Genomic DNA, 21914 nt, shown 5'->3' with positions numbered 1-21914 from the left:
TCGGGGTGGGTGTTGGTGGGTCAGTTGGCTGGTGGGTGGGGTGGTGGGGTGGTGATGGCGTGGGCGAGTTCGGCGATGGTGAGGTTGTTGAAGAGTGTGGGGAGGGTGATGTGTATGTGGTGGGTGGTGCGGAGCTGGTTGAGGAGCTGGATGCCGAGGAGGGAGTGTCCGCCGAGTTCGTAGAAGTTGTCGTGGGTGCCGATGGGGTGGATGCCGAGGTGGTCCTGCCACAGGGTGGTGAGGGTGTGTTCGGTGGGGGTGGTGGGGGGTGTGTAGGGGGTGGTGAGCGGGGGGCGTGGGTGGGCGTGCCGGGATGCTTCCGTCCCGGTGCTGGTTCCGCTGCCGCTGCCTGCCCCGCTGCCCGTCCCGCTGTTGGTTCCGCTGCCCCTGTCTGTCCCGCTGCTGCCCGTCCCCGTCCCCGTCCTGGTGCTGGTGCTGGTGCTGGTGTGGGTTTCTGTGTGTGTGGTCGTGTCGGTATGGGTGGGGGTGGGGAGGGTGGTGCTGGTGTGGTGGGTGAGGGTGGTGAGGGTTTTGGTGGCGATGGTGATCTGGGGGGTGGGTGTGTGGGTGAGGATGCGGTCGAGGGCGGCGGTGCCTTCGGCGGGGAGGATTCCGGTGCGGAGGTGTTCGAGGAAGGTGGTGTCGCGGCGGGGCGGGGTGGGGCGGGGTGGGGCGGGAGGGTGAGCGGCCCGGGTGTGTCCGCCGGCGGCTCCGTCTCCCGCGGGGCCTGTGCTGCCCGTGCCGGCCTCTCCTTCCGTGCCGACCGTGCGGGCCGTGTTTCTCGTGCTGCCGGTACCCTCGCGGGGGCCGTCTCCTCCCGCGAGGCTGTCTCCTTCTGTACGGCCGTCTTCTCCCGTACGGCTGTCTCCTTCCGTACGGCCGTCTTCTCCCGTACGGCTGTCTCCTCCCGCGAGGCTGTCTCCTCCCGTACGGCCCGCTTCTCCCGCGGGGTCGGTTTCTCTCGCACGGCCGTCTTCTCCCGTACGGCTGTCTCCGTCCGTACGGCCTGCTTCTCCCGCGGGGTCGGTTTCTCCTGTGGGGTTTGTGCTGTCTGTGCGGGCCTCTGTTTCCGTGCCGTGTGTGCCTGGCGCAGGCTTTGTTTCTTCTGTCCTGGCTGTGCTGCTTGTGCGGTCTGTTCCTCGGGTACGGCCGTCTTCTCCTGCGGGGTTTGTGTTTCCCGCACGGTCCGTGCTGCTTGTGCCTGTTGTGTGGGCTGTTTCTTTCCCGGGGTTGGTTGCTTCCGTTCCGGCTGTGTTTGCTGTGCTGTTCGTTTCTTGTGTTCTGGCTGTGCTGTCTGTTGTTTTGGTGTCGTGGGTTCCGCTGGTGCTGTCAGTGCTGTCAGTGCTGTCAGTGCTGTCGGTGCTGGTTGTGGTGTCTGTTCTGGTGGTGTGGTCTGTGGTTCCGGTGCGGTGGGTGTTGCCGGTGCTGTTTGTTTCTGTGGTGCTGGTTGTGCTGTCGGTGTCTCTTGTGCTGTCCGTTTTTTGTGTGCTGCCGGTTTCTGAGTTGTTGTGTGTGCTGCTGGTGTTGTTGGTGGTGTGGGGGTTTTCCGTTTCGTGGGTGCTGTCCGCTGTTCCGGCGTGGTGTGCGGTGTCCGTGCTGTGGGTGGTGTTTGTGCGGGGGGTGCCGGCTGCCGGTCCTGTGGTGTCCGTGCTGCGGGTTGTGCTGCCGGTGTCTGTTTCCCGGGAGCCGTTTGTGCTGTCCGGGCTGTCTGTTTCTCCGGTGTGGTTCTGTCCTGCCGGGCTGGGTGTGCTCCGTGTCGTGTCCGGCCGTTCCGTGCTGTCTGTTCCTGCGGCAGGGTTGGTGTTTGCCGTGTTTCCCGTCGTGTGGGTGCTGCCGGTGTCGCGGGTGCTGTCCGTGTCTCCGGTGGGGGCTGTGCCGTTTGTGCTGTCGGTTCTTCCGGTGCTGTCCGGGCCTCTTTCTTCGCGGCCGGTTTCTTCCGTGTGGCCGGTGTTTTCCCCGTGGTCGGTGCGGGCTGTGCCCGTGGTGTGGTCTGGGCTGTCCGCTCTTCCGGTGGTTCCGGTGGTTCCGGTGGTTCGGGTAGTTCCGGTGGTTTCTGGGCTGGTGCTGTGGGTGGGTGTGTGGGGGGTGGTTTCGGTGGAGGTGCCGTCGCGGAGTGCGGGGAGTTTGGTGGTGAGGGCGCGGGCTTTCTTCATGGTGAATTCGCGGGCGTGGAGGAGGGTGTGGCCGTGTTCGTCGAGGAGGGTGATGTCGAGGGTGAGGGTTTCGCGGTGGGGGTGGCCGGGGTGGTGCTGGAGGAGGCTGTAGAAGGTGGAGGGGAGGGGCCGGCTGATGGTGATGGTGTGGTATTGCAGGGGCATGTGGTAGTGGGGTTCGAGGTAGAGGCTGGCGTATCCGGTGGCGATGTCGAGGAGGAAGGGGTGGAGGGCGAGGTGTTCGAGGTCGGTGGTGAAGGGGCGGGGCAGGCACAGGCGGGCGAGTGCCCGGCCGTGGCCGGCCCAGATGCGGTCGATGCACTGGGAGCGGGGGCCGAAGGTCATGGGCCCGTTGTGGTGTAGGGGGGTTACTTCCTTCAGTCCGTAGCGGTGGATGAGGTTCTCCGGGTGCCCTGCGGGGCGGGGGCTGTCCGCGGGGCGGCCGTGGGTGTGCGGTGCGCGGGGTGCGGGGTCCCGGTCCTGGCTCCGGCCGGTGCGGTGGCCGTGGTTTCCACCGGCACCGCCGCCGCTGTCACCCGTGCCGGTGCCGGTGCCGGTGCTGGTGCTGGTGCTGGTGTCTGTGTCTGTGCGGGTGTCTGTTGTGGTGCGGGTGTGGCCGGTGGGGGTGTTGTCCGGGGTGTCGGGGCCGCTGGTGTCCGGGTCCGGGTGGTGTCCGTGCCGGGGAGGGCTGGGGCTGTCCTGCCGGCGGGTGGTTCCCCGCGGCTGTGCCTCGTCGCTGTTGCGGTGGTGTGTGTCCTGCGGGCCGCTGGGGGTGGTGTTCCTCCCGGGCCCGCCCGTGCTGTCTGTGCCGTGCGGTTTTCCGGTGCTGTCTGTGCTGTTGTGGCTGTGGGTCCCGGCCGGTTGTGGTTCCTCTTCCCGGAGGGTGTTCCCGTGCGGTTTTCCGGCGCTGTCCCGGTGGTGTCCGCTGTGCGGGCCGTCCGGGCGGTCCGGGCCGGTGGCCCCGCGCGGTTCCCCGTGCCCGTCCCCGTCTTCGTCTCCGTCGCTGTGATGGCCGCGGTGGTGTGTGGTGTGCGGGCCGCTGGGGCTGGTGCTGCCGCCGGGGTGGCCTGCGGTGTCCGGGCGGTGTGTGTCCTGCGGGCTGTCCGGGGCGGGGTTCCCGCCCGCTCCGTGTGTGCCGTGTCTGTCGTGTGTGCTGTTGGTGGTGTGCCGGCTGTCCGGAACTTCCGGGCTGTCCGGATCTCCCGGATCTCCCGGATCTCCCGGATCTTCCGGGGTGTGCGGGGTGGGGGTGGCGGTGCCGTTGACGTGTTCGGTGGGGGCGGGCTGGTTGGGGTGGTGGCTGGTGACGGTGAAGCGGAAGGCGCCGTTCACGCGTTCGAGGGTGATCAGGATTTCTTTGGTGTCGCGGGTGCTGAGGACGGCGGGGGTGAGGAAGAGGACGTTGTCGAAGCGGAGGGGGCCCGGGTGGCCCTGGTCGGCGAGGGCCGCGCGGATCATTTCGAGGTAGGCGGTGCCGGGGATGACGGGGTGTCCGAGCATGCGGTGGTCGTCGACGAGCCAGTGGCCGGGGGCGAAGCGGGCTGTGTAGAGGGCGTGGGTGGCGGTGCTGGTGACGCGGGTGTGGAGGAGGGGGTGTCCGAGTGCCACGGCCCCCGCCCCCGCCACGGCCCCCGCGACGGCCCCCGCGACGGCCCCGGGTGCGGGCCGGGGCGTGGGCTCCTCCTTCCGTGCGCGGCCGGCCGCCGGCCGGAGCGGAGTGCCGGTCACCGGCCGGGGCGGCGGGCCGGGTTCCGGTGGCGGTGCGGTCTCCGGCCGGCGCGGCGGGCTGGTTTCCGGTGCCGGTGTGGCCGTGTGCCGGGGCGCTGGGCTGGTTTCCGGTGCCGGTGTGGCCGTGTGCCGGGGCGCTGGGCTGGTTTCCGGCCGGGATTGTGGTGCGGGTGCGGGTGCGGGTGCGGGTGCGGGTGCGGGTGGTGGTGGTGGTGGTGTGTTGGTGTCTGCCGGTCCGGTGACGGGTGTGGGTGTGGGTGTGCCGATGGTGCGGGCGGCCATGCCGGTTTCCTGCCAGGCGTCCCATTGGAGGGAGGTGGTGGGGCCGGTGGTGGTGGTGCGGTGGTGGGCGAAGGCGTCGAGGAAGGCGTTGGCCGCGCAGTAGTCGGCCTGGCCGAGGCCTCCGGTGAAGGCGATGGTGGATGAGCACAGGAGCATGAAGTCGAGGTCGAGGCCGGCGGTGGTTTCGTGGAGGATGAGGGTGCCGGTGGTTTTGGGGGCGAGGACCCGGTGCGCGGTGTCGGGGTCCTTCAGCTGCATGAGGCCGCTGCCGGGGATTCCCGCGGTGTGGATGACGCCGTGGATGGTGCCGAAACGCCGGCGGGCCTCGGTGACGGCGGTGTGCATCTGCCGGCGGTCGGTGACGTCGGCCTGGACCAGGAGGACTTCCGCGCCGAGCTGTTCGAGGGCGGCTGCCCGTTCCGCGGGGGTGGCCGGGGGCGTTCCGGTGGTGTTCCCGGCCGTCTCCGGGCCTTTCCCCTGCCCGGTCTCCTGCTGCCCGGTTCTGTCGGTGAGTCCGTCCGGTGTCCCGGTTCTGTCCCCGTCCCCGGCCCGGCCCCCGGCCCCGGTCCCGTCCCTGTTCCTGTTCCTGTCCTCGGTCCGGTTCCTGTCCTCGTTTCCGTTTCTGTCCTCGGTCCGGTTGGTGTGCTCGTTTCTGCCGCTGTGGGTGCTGTTCGTGGCGCTGTGGGTGCGGGGTGGGGGGAGGGGGGTGCGGGTGGTGAGGACGAGGCGGGCTCGGACGGTGCGTGCGAGGTGTTCCGCGAGGGTGAGGCCGATGCCTCCGAGGCCGCCGGTGATGAGGTAGACGCCGTGGTCGCGGAGACGGGGCGGGGTCCGGGGGGCCGGGGGGAGGGGGAGGGGTTCCCAGCGGGGGGTCCACCGTCGGGTGCCGCGGTGGGCGGTGACGGGGTCGTGGGGGTGGTGGAGGATATCGGCGAGGATCTGTTCGGCGGCGCGGGCGGCGGGGCCGGGGGTGCTGCCTTCCCGGCGGGCTGCCGCCCTCGGCCGCGTCCCGGGGTCTGCCCCCTGCCCGGCCCCCTGCGCGGCATCCGGTCCGGGGTCTGCGTCCGGCGCGGCACTTGGTCCGGTCCCCGGTTCCGGTCGTCCCGTGCCGGATTCCGTTCCCGTTCCCGATTCTGACCCGGCGTCTGCCCTCGCCCCGGTCCCGGGTCCGGTTGCCGGAGCGGTCTCCGTTGCCGTTCCTGTCCCTGCCCGGCCGCCGGCACCCGTGCCCGTACGCGCACCTGTGCCCGCATCTGTGCCCACGCTTGTACTTGCACCTGCATCCGTACTCGCATCTGTGCCCGTGCCCGTGCCGGTGCCGGTGCCTGTGTCCGTGCTCGTGCTGGCACCCGTGTCCGTGTCCTGGCCCGTGCTTGTTCCTGTACTTGTGTCTGTTCCTGTGCCGGTGTTCCGGTTTGTGTCTGTGGTTGTTCCTGTGTGGGTGTTGGTGTCTGTGGCGGCTTCTGGTTCTGGTTCTGGGTTTGTTGTGGTGCGGGGTGGGGTGTGGAGGTCGGTGTCGATGCTTTGGGTGGTGAGGCCGGGGTGTTCCTGGGGGGCGACGGTGCAGGGGCCGGTGAGGGTGGCTTTCTCGGGGCTGACGGGGTCGGTTCCGGTGACCTGGCGCAGTTCGTTGGAGACGACGGCGAGGTGGAGTCTGTGGTGGGGGTGGCGGGCGGCCCATGCCTGGGTGAGGAGGAGGAGGCTGGTGAATCCGTGGGTGGTGTGGGTGGTGAGGGTGTGGGTGGTGGGCGGTCCGGTGGTGGGGGTGGTGGTCCAGAGGTGGACGATGGTGCGGGGTGGTGCGGGGAGGTGCTGGAGGAGCAGGTCGTAGTGGCCGCGGTCGCCGGGGGCGAGGCTGTAGCCGCGGGGGGTGTGCTGCTGGAAGGTGTCGCCGGGGGTGACGGTGGTGACGGTGTGCCCGGCGTGTTCCAGGCGTTGGGTGAGGTGTTCCGTAATGCCGAGGGTGTCGGCGAACAGGAGCCAGTGCCCGGGTGCGCGGGCGAGTTCGGCGGCGGTGACGGGGGCCGGCGGTGCGGTGGAGGCCCAGGCGGGGACGGAGAACCAGTCCGTCATGTCCGCGAGTTTCTCCAGTCTCCCCGCACCCGCACCCGCATCGGTTTCGGTTTCGGCTCCGGTTTCCGGGTCTCTTCCCGTTTCCCCGCCCCCGCCTGTGCCTGTGCCTGTTTCCGTGCTGGTTCCGGTGCCGGTCTCTGTGTCGGTGACGGTCTGCGGGCTGGTGGCCGGTGCGGCCCCCGCCCCCGCCCCTGTTCCTGTTTCTGTTCCTGTCCGCGCCCCTGTCCCCGTTCCTGTTCCTGTTCCCGACCCTGTCCGCGTTCCTGTTTCTGTTTTCGTTTCTGTTTCTGTTTCTGTCCTGGTTTCGGTGGTTGTGGTGGTGGTGTGGTGAGGGGTGGGCCAGTGGTGCTGGTGGCTGAAGGGGTAGGCGGGGAGGGGGACACGGGCGGGGGGCCGGGTGGGGGGGTGGGTACGGGGCCAGGCGGGCTGGGCGCCGGTGAGCCAGAGGCGGGCGAGTGCGGTCAGCAGGGTACGGCGGGCGGGGGTGGGGTCGTGGGCGGCGGGGAGGGTGGGGATGGTGGTGCGCCGGCCCCGGTCGGGGGGCAGGAGCTGGAGGGCGATGCTGCCGGCGGACTGGCCGGGGCCGGTTTCCAGGAGGACCCGGGCGGGGGTGCGCCAGAGTTCGCGGATGCCGTCGGCGAAGCGGACGGTCTCGCACATGTGGCGGGCCCAGTAGCGGGGGTCGGTGGCCTGGGTGCCGGTGATCCAGGTTCCGGTGAGGTTGGAGATGTAGGGGATGTCCGGCGGGCGGAGGGTGAGGGTGCGGGCGAGGGCGGTGAGGCTGTCGCGGGCGGGGTCGAGGAGGGGGGTGTGGTAGGCGTGGGTGGTGGGCAGGAGGCGGCTGGCCACCTCGGCGCGGGCGAGGTCGTGGTGGAGCCGGTGGACGGCGTCGGGGGGGCCGGCCAGGACGCACAGGGCGGGCCCGTTGACGGCGGCGACGCTCACGCGGGGGTCGAGCGCGGCGGCCTCGTGTTCGGGCAGGGGGACGGCGAGCATGGCGCCGGGGGGTGTGCGGTCGATGAGCTGGGCGCGCAGGGCGACCAGGCGGGTGGCGTCCTCCAGGGTGAGGACGCCGGCGAGGGTGGCGGCGACGTACTCCCCGATGCTGTAGCCGGTCATGGCGTCGGGGTGGATTCCGAACGACATCCACAGGCGGGCCAGGGCCCATTCGGTCATGAAGGTGACGGGCTGGGCGTTGACGGTCCGGTGGAGAGCGCTGTCCCCGGCACCCCCGCCGCCGCCCCCGCCGCCGGTCCCGTCCCCGCCGCCGGTCCCGCTTCCTGCCCCTGTTCCGGGGGTGGTGCGGCCGAGGAGCGCGGGCAGGTCCAGCCCGCTGCCCGCCCGGGCGTCGTGGCCGGCGGGCCCGTCTGCCGGGGTGGTGTGGCCGGCGGGCCCGGTGCCGGCGGGGGGGTAGAGGAGGGTGCGCGGGTCGGTGCCGAGGTGGGGGGCGAACAGGGCGGCGCAGCGGTCGATTTCCTCGCGGAAGACCTGTTCGCCGGTGTAGAGGTCGTGGGCCATGCCCGGGTACTGCTCGCCGAGGCCGGGGAACATGAACGCGATGGCCGGGGCGGGGTCTTGGGCCCTGGCGCGCAGGAGACGGCGCGGGGCGGGCGCGGTGAGCGCGCGCAGGGCGTCGGCGCGGTCGTGGCAGACGAGGGCCTGGCGGTGGGTCAGGGGGACCCGGCCGGCCTGGAGGGTGTAGGCGGTGTCGGCGAGTTCCTGGCCGGGGTGGGCGGCGAGGTGGCGGGCCAGGCGCCCGGTGGCGGTGTCGAGGGCGTCCTCGCTGCCGGCGGACAGCACCAGCAGCTGCCACGGCGGTGAGGGCACCGGCGTGCCGGGCGCCGGGGCTTCCTCCAGGACGGTGTGCGCGTTGGTGCCCCCGGTGCCGAAGGCGCTGACACCGGCCCGCCGCGGGGTGGCGCCCCGCGGCCAGGCGGTCAGGGCGGAGACGACACGGAACGGGGAGCGTTCCAGTCCGAGGTCGGGGTTGGGGCGGCGGAAGTGGAGGGTGGGCGGGATCTGGCCGTGTTCCAGGGCCAGAATGGTCTTGATGAGCCCGGCGGCCCCGGCGGCGGCGTGGGTGTGGCCGATGTTGGTCTTGACCGAGCCGATACCGCACCCCGGCCCGTCCGCGCCTCCCGCGCCCCCTGGGCCGTTCGCGCCTCCCGCGCCGTCCGCGCCCCCTGGCCCGTCCGCGCTTCCCGCGCCGCTGGTGCCTCCCGCGCTTCTCGCGCTTCTCGCGCTTCCCGTGCTGCTGGTGCCGCTGGTGGGGGTGGTGAAGACGCGGGTCAGGGCCTCGACCTCGATGGGGTCGCCCAGCGCGGTGCCGCTGCCGTGGGCCTCGATGTAGCCGATGGTCTCCGGCGCGGTGCCGGCCATGGCCTGGGCCGCGGCCACGGCCCGCGCCTGTCCCTCCGCGCTGGGGGCGCTGAACCCCACCTTCGCCGCGCCGTCGTTGGTCACGGCGGTGCCCTTGATCACGGCGCGGACCGTGTCGCGGTCGCGCAGCGCGTCCTCCAGGCGCTTGAGGACCACGATCCCCGCGCCGGAGGAGCTGACGGTGCCCCGGGCCCCGGCGTCGAAGGCCCGGCAGTGCCCGTCGGGGGAGAGGATGCCCCCTTCCTGGAAGAGGTAGCCCTCCACCTGCCGGGCCCGTACCGTCACCCCGCCGGCGAGAGCGGTGTCGCAGTCCCCGCCGAGCAGTCCCTGGACCGCCAGGTGCACCGCGACCAGCGATGTCGAGCACGCCGTCTGCACGGTCAGCGCCGGGCCGCGCAGACCGAGCCGGTAGGCCACGCGGGTGGCCAGGTAGTCGCGTTCGTTGCTCAGGTGCGTCTGGAGCCACCCGGCGCGTTCCAGCAGACCGGGCGCCGCCTCCAGATACCGGCGGTAGGTGTTCTCGTACGCTCCCGCGTACACGCCGACGGGCCCGCAGCCGTGCCCGGAGGCGTAACCGCTGTTCTCCAGGGCCTCCCAGGCGCATTCGAGGAAGACCCGGTGCTGGGGGTCCATCAGTTCCGCTTCCCGCGGGTTGATGCGGAAGAACGCGGCGTCGAAGAGCGCCGGGTCGTCCAGGACGCCCCGGGCCGGCACGTACGCGGGGTCCCGCAGGGCCGCCGCCGGGATGCCCGCCCCGGTCAGCTCCTCCTCGCTGAAACGGGTGATGGTCTCCCGTCCCTCGCGCAGGTTGTCCCAGAACGCGTCCGCGTCACGGGCTCCCGGGAACCGGCACGCCAGTCCGATGACCGCGATCTCCAGGCCGGTGCTCATGCCTGCGTGTCCCCCCGCTCCCGCCGCGCGCGCCGCCCGGCCAGCCGGGCCGCTCCCGGCGCCGGGATGCCGTCCTCCGCCGGCCCCGGCCCCCGGCCCCGGTCCGGCCCCCGCTCCCGTTGCTCCCGTTCCTGTTCCTGTTGCTCCCGTTCCTGTTCCTGTGGTGGTGTGCCGGTGCGGTGGGCGAGGTAGCGGGCCAGCGCGGTGACGGTGGGGTGGGCGAAGAGGTCCACGACGGGGATGTCCGCGCCGGTGGTCTCCCGCAGGCGCCGCTGGACCCGGCGGATCAGCAGGGAGTTGCCGCCCAGGTCGAAGAAGTGGTCGTGCGGGCCGATGGCCGCGGTGCCCAGGACCTCGGCCCAGATCCCGGTGACCGCGGCCTGCGCCCCCGCCCCGCCCTCCCCGCTGCCCGCCCCGGGTGCCGCCCCGGGGGGTGTGCCGGGGGCTGTGCGGGGGGCGGGGGTGAAGCGGGCGGTGAGGGCGGTGCGCTGGATCTTCCCGGTGGACGTGCGCGGGATCGCGGTGGTGCGGAAGATCCGGCGGGGGATCTTGTGGGCCGTCAGGCGGGCGGCGAGGAACGCGCGCAGGTCGTCGTCGCCGGCCCGGGCCCCGGGGCGGAGGACCACGGCCGCCGCGACCTCCTCTCCCAGGGTGGGGTGCGGCAGGGCGAACGCGGCGGCCTCGGCGACCGCGGGGTGCGCGCACAGCACCCCGTCGACCTCCAGCGGGGAGACCTTGCTGCCGCCGCGGTTGATGATCTCCTTGAGGCGGCCGGTGATGAACAGATGGCCGTCCTCGTCCAGGTGGCCGCTGTCACCGGTGCGGAACCAGCCGCGGGTGAACGCGGCGGCGTCCGCGTCCGGGTTGCGGGCGTAGCCGCCGATCACGGTCGGGCCGCGCAGCACGATCTCCCCGTTCTCCCCGGGGGGCAGCAGAGCGCCCCGCGGGTCCATCACCGCGACGTCCGCGCCGATGGACACCCCCGACGAGCCGGGTTTGCGCGCCCGCGGCGGCAGCGGGCCGCTGGTGATGATCGAGCATGCCTCGGTCATGCCGTAGGAGTCGATGACCGGTACCCCCAGGGTCTCCTCCAGGGCCCGGGCCACAGCGCCCGGCAGCGGCGCGGAAGCGGACCGCACCAGCCGCAGCCGCCCCCCGCCCGGCCCGCCCGGCCCGCCCGGTCCGCCCGGTCCGTCTGCGGTGGGCCCGCCGGGGCCGGTGAGGGTGGTGAGGACGGCCTGGTGGATGGCGGGCACGGCCGTGTACCAGGTGGGCGCGTACTCCCGCAGCTGGCCGGGGAAGGCCGAGGCGTCGAAGCCCGGCGGGCACACCACGTCCGCGCCCGCGGACAGTGTCGCCAGCCAGGGGCCCATCAGGCCGTGGCCGTGGAAGAGCGGGAGCACGTTCAGGCACCGGTCGCCCTCGCCCAGACGCAGGCTCAGGGCGATGTTGTGGGCCGAGGTGCACACCGCGCGGTGGGTCAGCGGGACCAGTTTCGGCCGGCCGGTCGTCCCCGAGGTGTGGAGCACGAAGGCCACCTCCCCGCCCCTGCCCTCTCCCCTGTCCTCCCGGCCGCCGCCGCCCGCCGGGATGCCGCCGGTGCCGGTGCCGGTACCGGTGGCGGCGGTGGTGGCGGGGCCGGGGGTGAGGGTGAAGGCGCCCGCGGGGCCGGCCGGGTCCGGGGCGAGTTCGATGACCCGGCGGCCCTGGGCGCGGGCCACGGCGGCGGCGAGGCTGTCGCCGCCCTGTTCGGTGATCACGGCGCGGGCGTCGAGGTCGGTGAGGTAGAAGTCGAACTCCGCCGCCCGGCCCGCCGGGTCCAGGGGCGCGGCCTGCCCGGCGCAGGCCGCGCCCAGGTAGGCCACGGCCGCCGACGGGCCGTGGGGCAGTGCCAGGGCGACGCGGTCGGCGGGGGTGATGCCGCAGTCCCGCAGGACCCGTCCGGTCTCCTCGACCCGGCGGGCCAGCTCGCGGTAGGTCAGCGGGGGCAGGCCGGGGGCGAGCAGAGCGGCACGGCCGGGGTGCCGGCCGCAGCGGCGGGCGACGAGCCGGCTGAGATGGAGGTCGGCGGGCTCGTTCGTCCCGGGGGCCGCAGCGTCGCCGTGGGCCAGGGTCATGGTGCTCCTCCTGCGCGTGCGGGGTGCGGGAACGTCCGGGGCCGGGCCCGGCCCGGGGGCCGGGAGAGCCTGGCGGCCGTGGTGCCGTGTGCCGGTCCGGTGCTCCGGCGCCGGGACGGTGGGGGAGGGGTGCCGGGAACGGGCCCGGCGCGTCGGCGGGCGGCTGTCGGCGGTTCGCGGTGGTCGGCGGTCGGCGGTCGGCGGTCGGCGGTCGGTGGTCGGCTGTCGGCGGTTCGCGGTGGTCGGCGGTCAGTGGTCGGCGGTCGGCGGTCGGCGGTCGGTGGTGGTCAGTTGGCGGTGGTCGGGGTCCGGGCTGCGGCGGTCGGCTGCGGGGCCAAGGGGGCCGGAAGGGGTCCGGGGGAGGCTGGGAAGGTGTCAGGGGGCGTGGGGGAGTGCGGGAAGGGCGCTCTCCCGGGGCGCGGCCGGCGGCGCCGGCGGGCCCAGGAGCCGCGCGGTGGTGCGGGCCAGGCGGGCGCCCTGGTAGCGGGCGGCCCGCAGCACGGCCGGGCCGGGGACGGGGCCCTGCGACAGGGACCAGGAGGTTCCGTACGGATTCCCGCCGGCCTCGGTGACGACGGGGTCGGTGTAGCCGGGCGGCACGATGAGCGTGCCCCAGTGGTGCAGGGTGTTGCACAGGGCCAGCAGCGCGCTCTCGCTGCCGCTGTGCGGATGGGCCGTGGTGACGAACGCGGTGGCCGCGCGGACACGGAGCCGGCCCTCCTCGCGCGGGGTCTCGCAGGACTCGAGGAAGGCCAGCAACTGCGGTGCCATGGTGCCGATACGGGCCAGGGCCCCCAGGGCCGCCGCGTCGGCCCACTGGAGGTCGGCGGGGGTCGCGGCGGGCACCTCCGGGGCCGCCGCGCCGGCCGGGCGGTCCGGGTGGGCGCGCCGCAGCCGGACCTCGGCGCCCTCGCGGCGGGCGCCGTCGGCCAGGGCGGCGGCCAGCGCCAGGGTGGGACCCTCGGCCGGGTGGCAGACCACCGCGACCCGCACCGCCCGGCCCCCGCCCCGCCCGGGACCCGTGGCCGAATCCCGCCACGCCCCCGGGCCGCGGCCCGTATCCCGCCCCGGACCACGGCCCGGTGCCGGGGCCGTGCGTGGGGCGGTGCCCGGCTCCCCGCCCCCGCCCGCAGCCGTGTCCGTCACCGGAACGGCCCCGGACACGGCTGCGCGAGCCGGCGCGGCGCGTCCGTCCGTACCGTCCCCGGACAGCACCGCACCGGTCCCGGCGCGCACTCCCGTACCGTCTCCGGACACCGCGTCCGCCCCCGCCTCCGGTGCCGGTGCCGGGCGTGCTCCCGTGCCCGTTCCGGGTGCCGGCCCCGCCTCCGCACCCTCCTCGGCACGCGTTCCCGGAACCGGAACCGGCCCCGCCCCTGCCTCCGCCCCTGTGCCCGGTGCCGGTCCCGGTTCCGTATCCGCCCCGGTACGCGTTCCCGGGACGGCCCCCGGCCCCGGCCCCGGTCCCGTCTCCGCCTCCGCTCCTGTGCCGGGTGCCGGTCGGGGTGGTGCGGTGCCGTTCGCGGCGGCGGGGTCCGGTGCCGGTTCCGGTGTCCGGGGCGGTGCCGGGGCGGTGGCGGGGAGGAAGGGCAGGGGGGCGGGGCCGAGGCGGGCGGTGGTGCGGGCGAGGCGGGCGCCCAGGGCGGCGGCGGCCCGCAGGACGTCGGCGGCGACCCGGCCGCCGGGGTCCGCGGGCGCGGACACCCCGTACGGGTTGGCCCCGTCACCGGCGTCCGGGGGCAGGATCAGCGCTCCCCAGTGGTACATGCTGTGGTAGAGGCTCAGGAGGGTGGACTCCCGTCCGCCGTGGAGGCTGGCGGAGCTGGTCATCGCGGTGACGACCCGCCCGGCCAGGACACCGCGCCGCCACAGCGGGGACGCGGAGTCGATGAACCGCTTCAGCGGGTGGGACACGTTCCCGAAGTGGGTGGGGGTCCCGAAGATCAGCCCGCCGGCCCACAGCAGGTCCGTCAGGTCCGCGGTCCGGCCCCCCTCCTCCCCGGCCCCGGCCCCGGCCCCGTCCGCACCCGCACCCGCACCCGCACCCGTATCCCAACGCCTGCCCGTGCCCGTGCCCGTGCCCGTGCCGGTGCCGGTGCCGGTGCGGGGCGGCGGGGTGCCGGGGACGGGCAGCAGCCGTACCGCCGCCCCGGCGGCCGCGGCCCCCGCCGCCGCCGCGCGGGCCAGCGCGTGGACGGTCCCGTGGTTGCTGTGGTAGATGACCGCGACGTTCGGCGCCAGCGCCACGTGCCCCGCACCCCCCTCGGCGTCTCAGACCGTCTCGGCGAGCCGGAAACCCACCGCGTAGAACGCCCGGTCGTACAGTCCGTGCCGCCGCCGGCAGCGGGCCAGGTCCCCCCGGCGGGTGAAGCTCCCGCCGCGCGCGATGCGGTAGGTGCTGTGGGCCCGCAGGGCGGGGCTGGCCGATTCCAGCCCGCCGGGGTACGGCAGGAGGTCATCGGCGATCAGTTCGCCGCCGGGGTAGGGGCGGTAGTCGTCGGCGGTGTACTCCTCGACGTTGCCGGCCATGTCCAGGGCGCCGAACGGGGAGCGGCCGGCCGGGTAGATGCCCACGGGCGTCGAGGACAGCGGCCCGGACTCGGAGGTGTTGGCCGCGTCCGCGCTGAAGGTGTCGCCCCAGGGGAACTCGCGGTCCCCGCCGCCGGCCGCGTACTCCCACTCGGCCTCCGACGGCAGCCTGAACGCCCGCCCGGTGCGCTGCGCGAGCCAGGCCGCGTACGCGTCGGCGGCCTGCGGCGGCACCGTCCACACCGGGTGGTTGGCGAGCTGGTCGGGGTAGCAGCCGAACCGCCACGACGTGGGCAGCCAGCGGGCCCGGGTGTCCTCCAGGAACCGCCGGTACTCCAGGTTGGTGACCGGGTAGCGGCCGATGCGGAAGGCGCCGATGTCCCTCTCGTGCGCGGGGCACTCCTTGCGAATCCACGCCTCCTCGACCCCCGCGTGGCCCCACTCGCCGATCACCCGCCCGACCTCCTGCGGCGGCAGGCCGATCCGCACCCGCCCGCCCGGGACCGTGTCCATCACCGGGTCGTCGGGCCTGATCCGCGGATCGCCCGTGAGCGAGACGAGGGCCCCGGCCGCGTAACGGCGCTCGAAGGGCGCCGCGGGGTCCTCCGCGGCGGCGGCCAGCGCCCGCGGGCCGCCGCCGCTCCCGAGAAGGTCCGCGCCGTGCGCGGCGAGGCTGTCCGCGGCGCAGCGGCCCTCGAACCACGGCGGCAGCCGCATCGCCTGCCGGTCACCGATCATGTCCGAGTTGATGGGGGTGGTCTCTCCGCTCGCGACCGTCATACCGCTCCTTCGGGGATCTCGTAAACGCTGCCGTCGTACGAGCCGGCCAGGAAGCACCGGCGGCCGGCGTGGTAGGCCAGCGAGGAGATGCCGGAGGTGGTGGGCCGCAGCGCCGGCTGCCACCGGCCGCGTTCGCGGTCGAAGACGGCGACGTGGCCGTCGTAGGCGCCGGTGGCGATGAACCGGCCGTCCGCCCCGGCGCAGACGCACTTGACGGAGTGGGTGTGCGGGGTGGGCACGCTCTCGCAGCCGAAGTCCGCGTCCCACAGCCGCAGCACCAGATCCCGGCCCGTGCTGGCGAACGCCCCGCCGCCCAGGGCGACACAGCCGTTCGCGATCCGCCCGTGCGCCCCCTCCACCCGGTGCACCTCCGCCAGGGTCCGCGTGCTGTGCCAGGCCACCGACCGGTCGGCGCACACCGAGAAGATCAGCTCCCCCGACACCGCGACGCCCTTGACCGCGTTCTCGTGCAGCGGCAGGTCCCCCACGTGCTCGGCGCCCCCGCCGCCCAGGGCGAACACCAGCCCGTCACCGGTGTAGGAGCCGATCACCGCGTGCGGCACACCCCCGCGCTCGAAGACCGCCCCGCAGTTCAGCGGCGAGCGGTGCTGGTGCAGCGCCCGGCCGCTCAGCGCGTCCATGACCAGCCCCAGCTGACCCCCGGTCAGCACCAGGCCCGGGGCGGGCGTGAGGAAGTTGCACAGACTCCCCAGCGACAGATGCTCCTTCCCGTCCCGGCGCACGATGCCCGCGTCCCCCACGCTCAGCACCCGCGCGCCGAGCGCGCAGGCCGCGTTCACCCCGTGCGTGGGCCGCACCACCGCCGCCCGCCAGGCCCGCCGCCGGTAGTCGTAGGTGCGGTACGTCGCCCCGAACGTGCCGAACACCAGCGCGGAAGCGCCCGCGAACGCACAGGAGCGCGGCCATACGTCATCGGGCACCGCGGCCTCGTCGACCTGCACCGGCAGCGGGCCGGACACGTCCCAGATCCGCAGGCTCCGGTCGTAGCTCAGGCTCACCAGCAGCGCCCGCCCCGCGTCCAGGACCAGGCGCTTGACCCCCGAACGGTGCGCGTCCACCCGCTCGCTGACCCCCGAGCGGATCACCACGATCTGTCCCGCGTCGTTCCCCGCGTACAGGGTCCCGTCCGCGCCGACCGCGACCGTGTCGGTCTCCACCCCGCCCAGGTCGATGTCCTCCAGCAGGGCCCCGCTGCCCACCTGCCAGCGCTTGACCGTCCCGTCGTCACTGGAGGTGATCAGCTCGTCCTCGCTGACCCAGGCCGCCGAGATGACATCCGCCGTGTGCCCCGACAGCCGCTGCACCAGCGCCCCGCTGTAGTCGTAGACCCGCGCGTGATGGTCCCGCGACACCGCCGCCACCAGCTCCCGCGTCGGATGCGGAACCGACATCTCCACATCGTCGCTCTGGTCGTTGAACACCGCCAGCAGCCGCAGATCCGGCACCGACCACAGCCGCGCCGTGTAATCGCTCGACGAGGTCACCAGCCGCCGCCCGTCCGGGGTGAAGGCGCACTGGTTCGCGAGATGGTCGTGCACCACCCGGCCCAGGGCCTTTCCCGTCGACTGGTCCCACAGAATAACCTGGTTGTCGTATCCGGCGGTCGCCACATACGCATCCCCGTGCGCCGCGACACCGCTGATGGGACCCTTGTGCTCAATCATAGTCCGCTCGCTTTCCGTCGAGCTTTATCATGTGCCCGGCTTGATTCACCTTCGTCTTCAGATAATGAAAATTCACATGATTCGCATACACGCCCGTAGGGATCTGCAGGGACACATCGACACCCAGCCGCCGCAACTGCTCCGACTTCTCCGGGTTATTGGTCAGAAGCCGTATGCGCCGGATGTCCAGCGCCAGCAGAATCTGCGCCGCACTCGTGTAGTCGCGCAGGTCGCCGGCGAAGTTCAGAGCCCGGTTCGCCTCATACGTGTCATAACCGTCGTCCTGGAGGGTATAGGCGTCGAGCTTGTTGTACAGGCCTATCCCGCGCCCCTCCTGGCGCAGATACACCAGCACCCCCGACTCCGCCTCGATGGTGGAGAGCGCCTCGCGCAGCTGCGGCCCGCAGTCACAGCGCGCCGACCCGAATATGTCACCGGTCAGGCACTCCGAATGCACCCTCACCAGCGGCAGCGGCACCGAGGACGGCTCCCCGAACAGGATCGCCACATGCTCCCGGCCGTCCGCGAGACCGTCGAACGAGACCATCCGGGCCATCCGCAGAGCCCCGGATATATACAGGGGAAGAGGAACCACGGCACGAAGCACAGCCGCTTTCGGACCTGTCTCTGCTGCCTCCATCGGAACCCCTTCAGGTTTGAGGCTGCTGAAATCCCGCTACACAGACGACGGCATGGCGACGGCACGGATCAGTGGTCACTCAAAAACACAGGGATGTTGCATGCTGCCCTGCCGGATACATCGTGTCAACACCCGGATCAATGACTTTTAAGCGGACTTCTTCCGGCCAGGATCTCTCCCGTTCGGACGCGCACCGCACTCCCGTCGGGCCGCATCCGGACCGCCTTCTCCACCGGCCCGCGCGGCGCCATCCACCGTAAACACCCGCGGCCGCGGAGAACCCGGCAGCGAGACCCTTCCTATTCGGCAAGCACACCCGCGCACGCGCAAGTCTGTTTCCGGCCACAGCCCTTGCGGGTGCGGTGCGCGAAAGGATCAACGAAAGAAGATCGGAAACACCCGGCGGGGAATTCCGGCGGATCATGAAGGAATGCGCAACGGGCGGTGCCGCGCAGGAGGAAGAGGAACCCCGGCCCCCGCCGGGCCCGCCCCCCGGCACCGGCCCGCACATGCCCGCACCCGCCCCCGCGCCCCGGACTCCCGCCTCCCGGCCCGCGCTCACGCGCCCGCGCCCCGCACCCGGGCCGCCCCCGCGGGCCCGCCCGCAGCCCGGCCCCCGCGGCCCCGGCCCGCCCCCTGTCCCGGCGCACACCCCGGCCCCGGCCGGCCCGCTGACCCTGGCCGGTTCCCCTCGCCCCCCGGAGCACTCCCGGCCCCGCCGCCCCCGCAGCCCGGCCCCGCCGCCTCCTCCCGGCCGCCCGCCGGCGGACCCTGCCACCGGCACACGGACGCCCCGCCGCATCCCCCTTTCCCCGCCGCATCCCCCTTTCCCCGCCGCATCCCCCTTTCCCCGCCGCACCCCCCCTTCCCCTCCGGTTCCTTGTCCCTTTCCGGCCCGGCCCGGCCCGGCCCCGCGGCGCGGCCCGGCCCCGCGGCGCGGAACCGGCCGCACCGGCCCGGCGCGTTGCCCGTTGCCCGCTGTCCGCCGGCGGCTGCCCGGCCCGCCCGCTCCCGCTGTCCGCCGGCGACACGGCCGCCCGCCGCGCACCCCGCCCGCCCCCGGTGCGGTAGAAACACCCCGGGGGCCCCGGCGTCCCCGCGCACCACACCCGCGCCCCACGTCACGGAACCCGCGCCGGAGGCCGCACAACCGCGGCACACGGCACGGACCTCACGCCAGACGCCAGACGCCAGACGGCAACGGCAACGGCGGACGGCGGCGGCGCAGACGGCACCGGGCGCGGGCCGCACGGCGCACGGCACCGGCACACGGCACCGGGAACGGGCCGTACGGCAGACGGCAGACGCACACAGCACGCAGCAGACGGCAGACGGCAACGCACACGGCACCCGGGCGCGGGCGCGGCCCGCACGGCGCGGGCGGCACACCCCCCGCCGCACACGGTGTCTCGCAGACGGGACGGGCATGGACGGCCAGAAGGTTTTCATCGTCACCGGCGGGGGATCGGGCATCGGCGCCGCCACCGTGCGGCTGCTGCGCGCCGGCGGGCACCACGTGGTCGCCTCCGGACGGCGCCCCGGCCCGCTCCTGCGCGTCGCCGCCGAGACCGGGGCGCTGGCCCACCCCGGGGACACCGCCGACCCGGACGCCGTCACCGCCCTCGTCGAGACGGCCGTCACCGCCCACGGCCGTCTCGACGGACTCGTGCTGAACGCGGGCACCGTCCGGCCCGGCGCGGTGGGCGACCTGTCCACCGAGGACTGGGAAGCGGTCATGCGCACCAACGTCACCGGCCCCTTCCTCCTCCAGCGCGCCGCCCTGCCGCACCTGCTGGCGGCCCGCGGCGCGGTCGTGGCCGTCGCCTCGGTCTCCGCCCTGCGCAACGGCCTGGCCAGCGCCGCCTACGCCGCCTCCAAGGCCGCCCTGCTGCACCTGTGCCGCTCCCTCGCCGTCGACTACGGCCCGCGCGGACTGCGCGCGAACATCGTCTGCCCCGGCTGGGTGCGCTCCGAGATGGCCGACCGCAGGATGACCCGGTTCGCCCGGGAGGCGGGACTGGCCGGCACCGAGGAGGCCTACACCCAGGCGACCCGCCTGATCCCCGCGCGCCGCCCCGGCGAACCGGAGGAGATCGCCGAGGCCATCGCCTGGCTCCTGTCGCCCGCCGCGTCGTTCGTCAACGGCGCCGTCCTCACCGCCGACGGCGCGGCGACCGCGCTCGACCCCGGCGTCATCCCCTTCGCCTTCCGCGTCGAGCCCCGCGAACCCGCACCCCGCTGACCCCCGGCCCGGCCGGAATCCGGACGGCGGCCCACCGTTTGAAGCCGCCCCGGGCGGCAACAAGCGACCCGCACCCGCCCGCCGCGGCGTGCACGGACACCCGCGCCGGGCCCGCGCCCGGCGCGCCCGCCCGCTGCCCCCGGCGGACGGAAACGGCACACGGCACACCGGCACACGGCACACCGGCACACAGGCACACGGACCAGCGGACCAGGGGAGAGACGAGTGACGGTTACGGACCCCCAAGCGGCGCGCCCGGGCACCCGGGCCGTATGGGTCGTGCGCCCGACGGGCGACATCGACGCCGACAGCGCACCCCCGCTGGCCCGGACCCTGCGCACGGCCGCCGCCCGCCGCCCCGCCGCGACCGTCGTCGACCTGTCGGCCACCGCCTTCGCCGACTCCTGCGTCCTGCACCTGCTCCTGGACGCCCAGCACGCCCACCGCGCCCACGGCGCCGCACTGGTGGTCGCGGGACCCTTCCCCCGCGCGGTGGCCCGCCTGTTCGAGACCACGGACGCCGCCGCCCTCCTGACCCTCGCCGACTCCGCCGGCGACGCCCTGCGTACCCTGCGCACAGCGCCCCGGAACTGACCGGGCCGCCGCCGGCCGTGTGCGCCCGCTCCCGCCGGGGCAGGCGCACAGACAGGACACAGGCGGCCGATCAGGAGGGAGTTTCCCGATGACAGCTCAGGACACGACCACGGCCCGCTCCGGTACCGGAACCCGGACGGCCGTGACCACACCCGCCCAGGCACGCGACACGGTACGCCGGCTGCTGGCCGGCGCCCCCCGCCCCCGGGGCCCGGGCCGGGACGCGGAGACCGTCCTGGCCGACGCGCTCCTGGTGACCTCCGAACTGGTCACCAACGCCATCCGGCACGGCGGGGGACTGGTCCGCTTCACCGCCGCGGTCAGCGCCGGAACCCTCCACATCGCCGTCACCGACCGCACCAGCGCCCCGCCGCTGCCCGCACCCCCGCCCCGCCCCCGCACGCTGCGCACCGGCGGCTACGGCTGGCCCCTGGTCCTGCGCCTCAGCACCGGCGTGGCCATCACCCCCGCCCCCGGCGGCAAGACCATCCGCGCCCGGGTGCCCCTGCACTGAACCGCCCCGCCCCGCCCGTCCCGCGCCGTCCGCGGCGCGCGGCACAGCGGCGCCGGGGGCGAGCACCGTGTCCGGCACCCGCCCCCCGCCGAAGACCCCCGAAGACTCCCGGGGACCGCCAGGGGCCCTCTCCGCCGCTTCCCGCTACTCCGCCGTGGCGTGGGCCGCGTCGCGGATCTGGTCGGTGACGACATCGGGGTGCGACATCATCGCCACGTGCGAGGAACTGATCTCGATCGTGCGCGACTTCGCCCGCCTGGCCTCGAACCGCTCCAGATCCGGGGCGATCGCCTTGTCGTTCTTCGCCACGATGAACCAGGACGGGATCGTCCTCCACGCCGCCGCGGTGGCGTTCTGCCCGAACCCGGCCTGCGCGACGGGCCGCTGCTCGACCGCCATCACCCGCGTCTGCGCCGCCGGCAGATCGGCGGCGAACACCGCGTGGAACTTCTCGTTCTGGATGTACAGATCGGTGCCGCTGGCCGTCCCGTCGGTGTACGGGACCGGGCGCAGCGCCGTCCCCAGATCGCTGCCGGTGAACTTCGTCGACAGGGTGGCGGGGTTCTCCCCCACGTCCGGCATGAAGGCCGACACGTACACCAGCGCCTTCACGTTCGGGTTCCCGGCCGCGGCCTGGCTGATGACCGCCCCGCCGTAGGAGTGGCCGGCCAGCACGATCGGGCCCTTGATGCTCTTGAGGACCGAGGCGACGTACGCCGAGTCGCTGAGCACCCCGCGCAGCGGGTTCGGCGGGGCGACCACCGGATACCCCCGCTGCTGGAGCCGCTCGACCACGGCGTTCCAGCCCGAGGCGTCCGCGAACGCGCCGTGGACCAGGACCACGGTCGGCTTCACTCCCTGCCCCGTGGGCTCGGGGTTGGAGGAACCGGAAGGGTCACCGCCGGCCATCGCGGGCCCGGTGGCGAAGACCGCCGCCGCCAGCGCCGCCGACACGGCGGTGGCGCGCACCGCTATCCGGCGCCGCGTACGGGAGGGGGGAGGGGACACAGCCATGAGGGGTCTCTCTTCCTGCTGGGAGGGAAGGCTGTCGCCCCACCGTCCGCCCGGCCCCGCGCGGGCCGCCCCCCGGCCGGTCCGGGAGAGTGAATCGCCCCCGCCGTCCGGGTGACACCCACCGCGCGCCCCGCCTCCCCGGGACCAGCGGGCCGCCCCTGCACCCGCCCGGCCCCGGCCGCCCCCGGCCCCTGGCACCCGCCCGCCCCTGGCCACCCCGCTTCCCCGGCCCAGCGGGCCGCCCCTGGCACCCGCCCGGCCCCGGCCGCCCCGGCGCACGGGCCCGGACCGGC

General features: G+C 74.3%; 10 protein-coding genes. 3 read left to right on the top strand and 7 right to left on the bottom strand.

Annotation, left to right across the window (positions count from 1 at the left end; genetic code table 11):
- Positions 1-20: 20 nt before the first annotated feature.
- The 6 genes from ABT122_RS13240 to ribA all read right to left on the bottom strand — a co-directional run bounded on the left by ABT122_RS13240 (position 21) and on the right by ribA (position 17164).
- Positions 21-9506: an SDR family NAD(P)-dependent oxidoreductase gene (locus ABT122_RS13240; RefSeq protein ID WP_351549903.1), complete on the bottom strand. Its 9486-nt coding sequence runs from the start codon at positions 9504-9506 to the stop codon at positions 21-23.
- Positions 9503-11623, bottom strand: coding sequence for a non-ribosomal peptide synthetase (locus tag ABT122_RS13235; RefSeq protein ID WP_351549900.1), 2121 nt, complete (start codon positions 11621-11623; stop codon positions 9503-9505). The genes ABT122_RS13240 and ABT122_RS13235 overlap by 4 nt, the downstream gene beginning before the upstream one ends.
- Positions 11624-11998: 375 nt before the next feature.
- On the bottom strand, positions 11999-13870 hold the full coding sequence (locus ABT122_RS13230; protein WP_351549897.1) for an NAD(P)H-dependent oxidoreductase: 1872 nt from the start codon (positions 13868-13870) through the stop codon (positions 11999-12001).
- Between the two features lie 24 nt (positions 13871-13894).
- A complete protein-coding gene (locus ABT122_RS13225; protein WP_351549894.1) occupies positions 13895-14932 on the bottom strand; it encodes a formylglycine-generating enzyme family protein in 1038 nt (345 codons plus the stop codon).
- Entirely contained in the window at positions 14929-16617 is a 1689-nt protein-coding gene (locus ABT122_RS13220) for a WD40 repeat domain-containing protein (RefSeq protein WP_351549891.1), read from the bottom strand. Before ABT122_RS13220 ends, ABT122_RS13225 begins: the two co-directional genes overlap by 4 nt.
- A complete protein-coding gene (gene ribA, locus ABT122_RS13215) occupies positions 16610-17164 on the bottom strand; it encodes a GTP cyclohydrolase II (RefSeq protein ID WP_351549888.1) in 555 nt (184 codons plus the stop codon). The genes ABT122_RS13220 and ribA overlap by 8 nt, the downstream gene beginning before the upstream one ends.
- 1519 nt (positions 17165-18683) lie before the next feature.
- On the opposite strand from ribA, the gene ABT122_RS13210 reads away from it, so the two are divergent.
- The 3 genes from ABT122_RS13210 (at position 18684) to ABT122_RS13200 (ending at position 20607) form a co-directional block, all read left to right on the top strand.
- A complete protein-coding gene (locus ABT122_RS13210) occupies positions 18684-19499 on the top strand; it encodes an SDR family NAD(P)-dependent oxidoreductase (RefSeq protein WP_351549885.1) in 816 nt (271 codons plus the stop codon).
- Between the two features lie 225 nt (positions 19500-19724).
- A complete protein-coding gene (locus ABT122_RS13205; RefSeq protein ID WP_351549882.1) occupies positions 19725-20093 on the top strand; it encodes an STAS domain-containing protein in 369 nt (122 codons plus the stop codon).
- An 88-nt stretch (positions 20094-20181) separates the two neighbouring features.
- Positions 20182-20607 carry an ATP-binding protein gene (locus ABT122_RS13200; RefSeq protein WP_351549879.1) on the top strand — a complete coding sequence of 142 codons (426 nt, stop codon included), beginning with the start codon at positions 20182-20184 and terminating at the stop codon, positions 20605-20607.
- 144 nt (positions 20608-20751) lie between these two features.
- Here the strand turns inward: ABT122_RS13200 and ABT122_RS13195 are convergent, their stop codons facing one another.
- Entirely contained in the window at positions 20752-21621 is an 870-nt protein-coding gene (locus tag ABT122_RS13195) for an alpha/beta fold hydrolase (protein ID WP_351549876.1), read from the bottom strand.
- Positions 21622-21914: the final 293 nt, after the last annotated feature.

This window comes from Streptomyces sp. NPDC001985, from assembly GCF_040296845.1.
GTDB lineage: Bacteria > Actinomycetota > Actinomycetes > Streptomycetales > Streptomycetaceae > Streptomyces.
The sequence above is the reverse complement of the archived record's forward strand: the minus strand, read 5'-3'. Positions and strand labels throughout refer to the sequence as shown.